This is a genomic window from Rummeliibacillus sp. GQ308, from assembly GCF_059759115.1.
In genome coordinates, this window is record NZ_JCAXDQ010000006.1 from 70,076 (window position 1) to 78,867 (window position 8,792).

The window sequence follows — 8,792 nt, forward strand, 5'->3', positions numbered from 1 at the left end:
ACTTACGTTCTGCTCCAGAAACGTTGTTGCGTAATTGCATTCAAGAAATCTTGATTAAAGTTTGGATTATTAGCTGCAAACACTACGCCCTCTAAATTATTATTTTGCGATTGTTGGATGAATGACTGTCCGCTTGTGCCTACGCCGATAGGTTTATAATGCTTATACGCATTGTGTACGAAGTCAGAAACATCTTGCATAAACTTCGCTGGATATTTCGAAGTTCCCCCGACTACATAAAGAGCATCAACCAAATACGGGCTTCCTGTAATGAAGGTTTGGTTGACTTTGATTTGCGTTCCATCTGTTCCGGTCACATTTCCAAGTCTTTCGCTTATAATATCAATGAAGACCCCATTGCTCTCTAAGAAGTTAAGAACTTGCATCACCTCTTGACCATTAAACCCATCGCCAATGAGAACGCCTACCTTTTGCGTGTAAGGATATTTCGGTGTATTAGCCTGACTGAGGGAAGGATAGACGGTATCAACGGGCACATTGGTACCACTTGGCTGCCTTACACCGATATTATCCGCAATGATGCAAGCTAACTCTCTGTCTACATTTACGATTAAATCAACATTTTGCTCTCGAACAGATTCACTTTTTACTTTTCCTAGCTGAAAGCTAAATGCTTCAATAGTGTGTTGCTTTTCGATAGGCGTCAAGCTGTTCCAAAAGATTCGCACTTGTGAGAAGTAATCATTGAATGACTCACTTCTTCCCCGAATAACATGACCTTCCACTTTTGTCGGATAATGAACATAGCCTCCTTCTTCCGGTGACGATGTATGAGGTGTGTTGCCCATTAACGAGTTATTATGATAGTTTACTTCGTTTTCATCAATTCTCATTCTCATGGTACCTCTGCGCTGATTATTATGGAAAGGACAGAGCGGTTTATTTACAGGTAATTCGAGATAGTTGGCACTGCCAAGGCGATATTGCTGTGCATCCCTATAGGCTATTAATCTACCTTGTAAAACAGGATCATTTGAAAAGCCAATGCCCGGCACTACGTTTGCGGGGTTAAACGCGATTTGCTCACTTTCTGAAAAATAGTTGTCAATATTACGGTTGAGGGTCATCTTACCGATAAGTTGAACTGGTACAAGCTCTTCAGGCCAAAATTTTGCGGGATCCAATATATCAAAGTCAAACTTGAACTCATCCTCCATCGCGATTAATTGTACACCTAGTTCATACTCAGGAAACGCTCCCTTATCAATAGCTTCACGTAAATCTTTTCTATGGAAATCTGGATCAATACCGCCAATTTTCATAGCTTCATCTTGTAGAAGAGAGTGTACGCCTAGAACCGGCTTCCAAACAAACCTGACAAACGTTGCTACGCCTTTTTTGTTGACGAATAAATAAGTATTAATAGACCAAGACTCCATTACTCGGTAATTCTCTATGATGCCGCGGTCAGACATAATCCATGTTACCATGTGAAGTGCTTCTGGATTATTCGCTACATAATCCCAAAAGCGGTCATGTGCACCTGTAGCTGTTGGGATGTCGTCACTCTGCTTACTTTGATATGCATGCATGGCATCAGGGAATTTCATCGGATCTTGGTTAATCAATACAGGCATCGCAATGGTAGTCAAATCATAATTGCCCTGTTCTGTATAAAACTTAACGCCTAGGCAACGCAAGTCTCGTGCCGTATCATATGAACCTTTCGGGCCTTGGACAGTAGAAAAACGAACAGCTAAAGGCGTCTTTTTTCCGGGTTCTTGGAAAAGGCACGCCTCAGTCACGTGCTCCATCGATTGATAACATTCAAACTCCCCATAGGCTCCATAGCCCCTAGCATGCACGATTCGTTCAGGAATCTCTTCATGTACAAAATGCGACATTTTTTCAAGGAACCAATAGTCCTCGTGAAGAGAAGGACCACGGACCCCTGCTTTTAATGTTTCCGAGTCATTAGAAATTTTTCGCCCTTCCTGGGTTGTTAACGGTTTTCCTGCATTACTTTTACGATATTGATCTAATTGTTCTTGCTTCGCATCTTTTTTAACTGATTTTTTATTTTGCGAGTACTTATCCATATAATCACCTAACCTATCTTATAAATGACTAACGTTATAACCATATGCAATCATTTATCTCGATATACATTTCATTTAAGGTTTGGAAGCCACCTTTCAACAAAAAAAGTGGCGCACAAGTAAATAACTTGTGCGCCACTTTTATCTATTTGTATAGAAGTTAATCTATCTTTCGTCATTACGCATGAAATAGCTTAATGTCTGTAGTTCTACTGTCAAATCGATTGTATGTACACGTACATCATCAGGAACATGCAATGTGACAGGAGCGAAATTTAAGATGCCTTTTACCCCCATCGCGACAAGCCTATCGGCCATTTGCTGTGCAGAACGGGCGGGTATCGTTAAAACAGGCAACTCCGCTTTGTATTCTAAAAATTTTTCTTCTAATAATTCTGGCGGAAAAACAGGAATATCATTGATATACTTACCTTCTTTTGTTCCGCTTGTATCAAATGCTGCAACAATTTTCATATTATGGTTCTTTTGAAAATTATATTTTAACAAAGCACTGCCAAGATTCCCTACTCCTATAATGGCTACGTTCATACGTTCATCCTGATCTAATACACCGCGAAAGACCGTTAATAAATATTGGACTTCATAGCCGTACCCTTTTTTGCCGAGTGCTCCAAAATAGGAAAAATCACGGCGAATTGTTGCAGAGTCAATGTTCATCGCTTCACTTAATTCTTTGGAAGAGATTCTTTCTTGCCCATCCTCTGCAAACTTTAAGATAAAGCGGTAATAGAGAGGCAGTCTTTTGGTTGTAGCTTGTGGAATTTTACTTGTGGACTTCACGCTTTTTCCTCCTGCTAGCAAATCAAAATCCCTTCAATAGTACATGATAATTAGCTTTTTTGCAAAGTAATCCTCGTTGCATACCCTTTCGACTTCCTATAAACTAGGAGTGAACTGAGGTGTAAATATATGATCGTTTTACAGGTCAATCAATTATATAAATCTTATATGGGTGATGAAATTTTAAGCGGAGTTAAATTAGAAGTGCAGCATCGTGACCGCGTTGCCCTCGTTGGAAGAAATGGCGCGGGAAAATCCACCCTTTTAAAAATTATCGCAGGCAAACTTTCATATGATTCTGGCGAAATCATTAAACCAAAGGATATTCGGCTTGGCTATTTAGACCAACATGCCGGATTAGAATCGACCCTATCTATTTGGGAAGAAATGATGACGATTTTTGAACCGTTGAAAAAGCTGGAACAAACCATTCGTACACTAGAACTGAATATGGCTGATCCTGCGGTCTATGAAAATCCTGATCAATATGCAAAGGTCATGACAGAATATGATCAATTGCAGCATGATTTCAAAGAACGAGGCGGCTATCAATATGAAGCTGATACTCGTTCTATTCTGCACGGCATGCAGTTCTATCCTGACAGCTTTGATCAAAAAATATCTGAGCTATCTGGAGGGCAGCGTACACGTCTCGCCCTTGCAAAACTATTATTAAGCAAGCCCGATCTGTTGATTTTGGACGAGCCAACCAACCATTTAGATATCGAGACACTAAACTGGCTCGAAACCTTCTTAAAGAGTTATGATGGAGCGATTTTAATTGTATCCCATGACCGTTATTTCCTCGATCAAATCGTTTCGATCGTTTATGAAGTATCACGCCACCATGTCAACAAATTTACTGGAAACTACAGTAATTACCTGGATCAAAAGGCAAAAAACTATGAACGTGACCGCAAGCTGTATGAAAAGCAACAAGGCGAAAAGGCAAAGCTAGAAGACTTTATACAAAAAAATATTGTGCGAGCCTCTACAACAAAGCTCGCACAAAGCAGGCGCAAGATACTTGAAAAAACAGAGTGGATGGATTCTCCAGAAGGAGATGAAAAATCCGCTACTTTCTCATTTGAGATTGAACGCCAAAGCGGCAATGATGTGTTGCAGGTGAATGACTTAACAATAGGCTACGAAGGAATTCCTGTCTCTCAAAATATCCAGCTGCATGTTTACCGTACAGATCGGATCTCTTTAGTCGGCCCGAATGGCGTGGGAAAATCGACATTATTAAAGACACTTATAAAAGATGAATCACCGCTTTCTGGAACAATCCATTTCGGCACAAATGTTCAGATCGGCTACTATGATCAGGAACTCGCAAAGCTAGATAGCAATAAATCGATATTAAAAGAAATATGGGATGAATGGCCTTTAATGAATGAAAAGGACATTCGGACAGTTTTAGGACGCTTCCTCTTCTCAGGTGAAGATGTAGATAAAATTGTTCGTGATTTATCAGGTGGCGAAAAGGCAAGGCTTGCTCTGGCAAAATTAATGCTCCAAAAGGCAAACTTCCTCATTCTTGATGAACCGACTAACCACCTTGATTTGGACAGTAAAGAGGTATTGGAAAATGCATTGGTGGATTACCCTGGCACATTGCTTTTTGTTTCGCATGACCGTTATTTTATCAATCGTATCTCTACTAAAGTAGTTGAACTTTCGCATGATGGGACAACTGAATATCTTGGCGACTACGACTATTACGTTGAAAAGAAGCATGAGCTTGAAGAAATAGCTGCCGAAAAACAGGCTGCAATACAAAAGCCAATCGAAATAGTCGATCAAAAACAAAAAACAACGCAAATTGATAAAGAAGCGAAGAAAAAGATTCGAAAAATAACCAGGCGTATAGAAGAGATTGAACAACAGCTAAGTACGCTAAACCAGCAAATAGAAGACATTGAGAAGATGCTTTGTGACCCTAAAATCTTCCAGAACCATGAAAAAGTACTGAAATTGCAAACTCAATTAGATGATTTGAAAGAGCAGCATGAAGTATTCGAATTAGAATGGCTTGAATTAAATGAAGAGCTTGAGATGCTGTGAATAACTATTAGTTATAAAAAGGAGCTGTCGAATGATTGATCATTTGATAGCTCCTTTTGTCGTAACAACACATATATTGTCTATATATTGGTCAATAGCTAATTTTCCATCTATGTTTTTCCACAAATTTATTCACATAAGTAATCCTTATTTTTCAATGGTTCAAAATAGTTTTCCACATTATCCACAGATTTTACTCTAGTTATACACATAAAAATGTGTATAAACTGCTACTATATCTAGTTATTACACATTTAATCCACAAACTGTCCACAATTTGTGGATTATTTTAGAATTTTCACACTTTTTATTACAAAAAGGACTTTCATTTTTACATGAAAGTCCTTTTCTGTGTATAACTTTACTTATTCCATGACAACAACTCTAATCCAGGTCGGCCATTTAACGCTAAATCGCTTCTTTTACCCGCTTTAAACATAGAAGTCCCTGCAGCTGCTATCATAGCAGCGTTATCTGTGCATAACTTTAATGGTGGCACATAAAAAGGTATACCCTCTTTGTTAAAGATTGCAGTTAGTGCATCTCTTAAACCTTTATTGGCTGATACACCTCCAGCTGCTATCACTTGTTTCACATTGTATTGCCGAGCAGCTCTTAAGGTTTTGGCTGTCAATACTTCCACTACACTATCTTGGAACCCTTTCGCCACATGCATTGGATTAATAGCCTCTCCTCGTTGGTCTGCGTTATGTTTATAATTAATAACAGCAGATTTTAACCCGCTAAAGCTAAAGTCATATGAATCTGGCTCAAGCCATACGCGTGGGAAATCAACTTCACCATCGCTTTCATGTGCCAATCGATCAATCTGCGGGCCGCCTGGGTACGGAATGTTCAATACCCTTGCCACTTTATCATAAGCTTCGCCTGCCGCGTCATCACGCGTCTCACCAATTAATTCAAAATTGCCGTCTTCCTTCATCAACACCAATTCAGTATGGCCTCCGGAAACGACTAGAGCTAATAGTGGAAATTCCATAGGCTGTACTAGTGCATTGGCATAAATATGACCTGCAATATGATGTACGCCAATAAGGGGTAAACCATGTGCAAAGGAAAATGCTTTTGCCGCATTGATGCCAATTAATAAAGCGCCTACTAAGCCAGGACCTTCTGTCACACAGACAGCATTTAAATCAGCAGGTTGTATATTCGCCTGCTTTAACGCTTCTTCAATAACGACAGTAATTTGTTCGACGTGATGCCTAGAAGCGATTTCTGGCACGACGCCTCCAAAGCGTTTGTGGCTTTCAATTTGTGATGCTACCACATTTGAGACAATCTCAGTTCCATTCTTCACTACAGATGCGGCTGTTTCGTCACAGCTGCTTTCAATTCCTAATATATATATATTTTCCATTATAAATTCACCCACATCACAAGAGCATCCTCTTGATTATCAGTATAGTACCCTTTTCTTATACCGCCTGCTTGAAACCCAAGTTTTCGGTACAAGTTTTGAGCAACCGTATTGGAAACCCTCACTTCAAGGCTCATGATGACAACGCCTCTTTCTTTCGCTGTCATTATCGCTTCACGCATAAGTCCTTCTCCAATACCTCTGCCTCGACCTTCCGGAAGGACCGCAACATTTGTAATTTGGCTTTCATCAAGTACAATCCACATACCACAAAAGCCTATAAGCTGCCCTGTCTCTTCTACAGCAACAATATATGTGGCTTGTGTATTACGAGTCATTTCTTGATAAAACGCCTCTACTGTCCACGGTGTAGGAAAAGAGGCTTCCTCTATCGCATGGACGGCTTCTACATCTTCAACTGTCATCTCTCTATAAGTAATCATCGTTTTTGTTCCTTCTGTTCTTTTAACCAATTGGCTTCTGCTTCTACCAGTCGGCAATAAGTTGGTACAAAATGATGTGTGTCTTCCACCGCCGGCAATTCTTTCTGCCCCGCTAGATAAATGAGCTGCCCTGCACTAGGTAAATCAAACGTATATGGAGCGCGCGTAGCAAGCTCTCCTAATTGTTGTTTAATCTGTTGCCAGAAAACATCTACATCTTGCCCGACAAAAAGGACAGGTTGACCTATTTCTTTTAATTTCTCTAAAAGAGAAGCCATGCTATAATGACCATCATCAATAACCGATTCTAATTGATGAGCGGAATTATATACACCGCCATACACATTTTCACGCCTTGCATCAATGACCGAGCACACAAGGCCTTGATATATACTAGCATTTGCGGCTAATACTTTTAAGCTGGATACACCAGCCAACGGAATTTGAAGCGTCCATGCTAATGTTTTAGCTACGGTTACGCCAATCCTGACCCCCGTATAAGAGCCGGGCCCTTGGCTAACCGCAATCGCATCTATATCACTTGGTGAAAGGCCTGCTTTTTTGATAATATCTTCAATAGCCGGCATAACACTAGCTGAATGATTTACTTTCATATTTCTAGTTTCTGCCGCTACAATTTTTCCATCCTTCACAATAGCTACTGCCAAGGGTGAATTTGCTGTATCTATTCCTAACCAAATCACTTTTTTAACTCCTCGCACAATAGTTCATACCGTTTCCCAAAAGGTATTAATATAAACTTTCTTTTATTATCGTCAATCCGCTTAATCTCAATGGCTAAACGATCAGCAGGTAAATCTGATTCTATTAGATGAGCCCATTCAATGATCGAAACGGCATCACCATAGAATAATTCATCATATCCTAAATCTTCTTCGCCGTCCGCAAGCCGATATACGTCAAGATGATTAAGAGGTAATCTACCTTCATATTGTTTCATAATCGTAAATGTAGGGCTGTTAACTGTTCGCGTAATGCCTAAACCCTTGGCGATACCTTGCGTAAAGGTTGTTTTCCCTGCACCTAAATCTCCCTCTAAAGTGAGTACATCACCTGATTCTAATAAATCGGCCAATTTCATAGCCAACTCTGTGGTCTCTTCTAAAGAAGCAACCATGATTTCCATCGTCATAAGACTCGTCCTCTCACATTCTCATTACTCCTAGTTTACCTAAATCTCCTGAAATGTTCAAACTGCCATATTTTCATGCTATATAAAAAACTATCTTCAATTAAAAAATTGAAGATAGTTTTTAAATATTAATCGAGCTCAATCGTATTATTCATTTTGTTGGTGTCATCATCATTACCTCTCATCTTCTTATAAAGATGAACCATGCTTTTCATCATATTGCCTGTTTCCCAATACTCTGCTGACTCTGCCTCCACTTTGATTAAAATCAAATTAGGATCGTCATAGCTCGTATTTAAAAGCTTTTCATAAGCTGCACTCCATAATTCCTTTTTCTTGTTTACATCATCTACGATTGTGGCTTTACCTCGTACAGAGACATAGTATTTACCAGCATAAGATACATTTACGTCTGCTTCTTTTTTAATTTCATCATACTTTTCGGTTTCCTTTTTCGTGAAGAACCATAAATCCCCATCAAACTCAACTTCTTGAGTCTTCATCGGACGAGATACTAATCCGTCTTGTGAAATTGTTGTCAGCATAGCTGTTTCTACATCTTTAATGAGCTCTCTTACTTTTTCAACTTCATTTGCATCATAATTGTTATTCATTACCTTCACCCCATTTTTTAGTTACTTTAGTTTACCCTGTTTTTCTGAAGGCTAATCAATGAATGAGTCTCGTTAATTTTATATAAATGCTATAGAAAAGAATATAAAAAAACACAGCTGAAAAATCAGCTGTGCTTGGTTGCGAAGCGACGTCCTACTCTCACAGGGGGAAGCCCCCAACTACCATCGGCGCTAAAGAGCTTAACTTCCGTGTTCGGCATGGGAACGGGTGTGACCTCTTTGCCATCATCACTCCACTTGTATGTAGAGATT

8 protein-coding genes and 1 rRNA gene are annotated in these 8,792 nt (G+C 39.5%); 1 reads left to right on the top strand and 8 read right to left on the bottom strand.

The features are described from left to right. Positions 1 to 2 precede the first annotated feature (2 nt). Positions 3 to 2,060 carry a catalase gene (locus AC6CHJ_RS15880; protein WP_147197832.1) on the bottom strand — a complete coding sequence of 686 codons (2,058 nt, stop codon included), beginning with the start codon at positions 2,058 to 2,060 and terminating at the stop codon, positions 3 to 5. 165 nt (positions 2,061 to 2,225) lie between these two features. Further along, a complete protein-coding gene (locus AC6CHJ_RS15885) occupies positions 2,226 to 2,861 on the bottom strand; it encodes a redox-sensing transcriptional repressor Rex (RefSeq protein ID WP_147197830.1) in 636 nt (211 codons plus the stop codon). 129 nt (positions 2,862 to 2,990) lie between these two features. Here AC6CHJ_RS15885 and AC6CHJ_RS15890 point away from each other — a divergent pair, with 129 nt between their 5' ends. Beyond that, on the top strand, positions 2,991 to 4,928 hold the full coding sequence (locus tag AC6CHJ_RS15890) for an ABC transporter ATP-binding protein (protein WP_498289292.1): 1,938 nt from the start codon (positions 2,991 to 2,993) through the stop codon (positions 4,926 to 4,928). A 361-nt stretch (positions 4,929 to 5,289) separates the two neighbouring features. On the opposite strand, the gene tsaD is transcribed toward AC6CHJ_RS15890, so the two are convergent. From tsaD to rrf, 6 genes are all read right to left on the bottom strand, one after another. After that, positions 5,290 to 6,309 carry a tRNA (adenosine(37)-N6)-threonylcarbamoyltransferase complex transferase subunit TsaD gene (gene tsaD, locus AC6CHJ_RS15895; RefSeq protein ID WP_498289294.1) on the bottom strand — a complete coding sequence of 340 codons (1,020 nt, stop codon included), beginning with the start codon at positions 6,307 to 6,309 and terminating at the stop codon, positions 5,290 to 5,292. Beyond that, on the bottom strand, positions 6,309 to 6,752 hold the full coding sequence (gene rimI / locus AC6CHJ_RS15900; RefSeq protein WP_147197823.1) for a ribosomal protein S18-alanine N-acetyltransferase: 444 nt from the start codon (positions 6,750 to 6,752) through the stop codon (positions 6,309 to 6,311). Before rimI ends, tsaD begins: the two co-directional genes overlap by 1 nt. Continuing rightward, complete coding sequence (gene tsaB, locus AC6CHJ_RS15905) at positions 6,749 to 7,456, bottom strand: tRNA (adenosine(37)-N6)-threonylcarbamoyltransferase complex dimerization subunit type 1 TsaB (RefSeq protein WP_498289296.1); 708 nt, start codon at positions 7,454 to 7,456, stop codon at positions 6,749 to 6,751. Before tsaB ends, rimI begins: the two co-directional genes overlap by 4 nt. Beyond that, positions 7,453 to 7,905 (bottom strand): tRNA (adenosine(37)-N6)-threonylcarbamoyltransferase complex ATPase subunit type 1 TsaE, encoded by a 453-nt coding sequence (gene tsaE, locus AC6CHJ_RS15910; RefSeq protein ID WP_147197819.1) that lies wholly within the window; start codon positions 7,903 to 7,905, stop codon positions 7,453 to 7,455. The genes tsaB and tsaE overlap by 4 nt, the downstream gene beginning before the upstream one ends. A 128-nt stretch (positions 7,906 to 8,033) precedes the next feature. After that, entirely contained in the window at positions 8,034 to 8,519 is a 486-nt protein-coding gene (locus AC6CHJ_RS15915; RefSeq protein WP_147197817.1) for a pyridoxamine 5'-phosphate oxidase family protein, read from the bottom strand. Between the two features lie 141 nt (positions 8,520 to 8,660). Beyond that, positions 8,661 to 8,776 (bottom strand): 5S ribosomal RNA (rrf, locus tag AC6CHJ_RS15920). Between the last annotated feature and the right edge of the window lie 16 nt (positions 8,777 to 8,792).